1 pseudogene is annotated in these 230 nt (G+C 42.2%); it reads right to left on the bottom strand.

Annotated features, from left to right (window positions below):
• Window positions 1-230, bottom strand: a pseudogene (locus CWB85_RS22290) (flagellar type III secretion system pore protein FliP); the annotation flags it as partial.

Here is a 230-nt window from a genome sequence, read left to right as displayed (position 1 = left end):
CCATCAACCAGCAAAAATAGCATGATTTTAATTGGTATCGATACGATCATCGGCGAAAGCAACAGCATACCCATCGCCATTACTACCGCTGCAACTAAGAAATCACCAATTAAAAACGGACTATAACACATATCACCGATAATGATAGCGGTTTGTAATTCACTGCTCACAAAATCTGGAATAACCACGATGAGGGGGGTTGCTTCTGGGGAGGCTAACTGATCATAACC

Source organism: Pseudoalteromonas sp. S1727 (genome assembly GCF_005886375.1).
Classification (GTDB): Bacteria; Pseudomonadota; Gammaproteobacteria; order Enterobacterales; family Alteromonadaceae; genus Pseudoalteromonas; species Pseudoalteromonas haloplanktis.
Note: the sequence above shows the minus strand (reverse complement) of the source record. Positions and strands in the feature narration are given on the sequence as shown.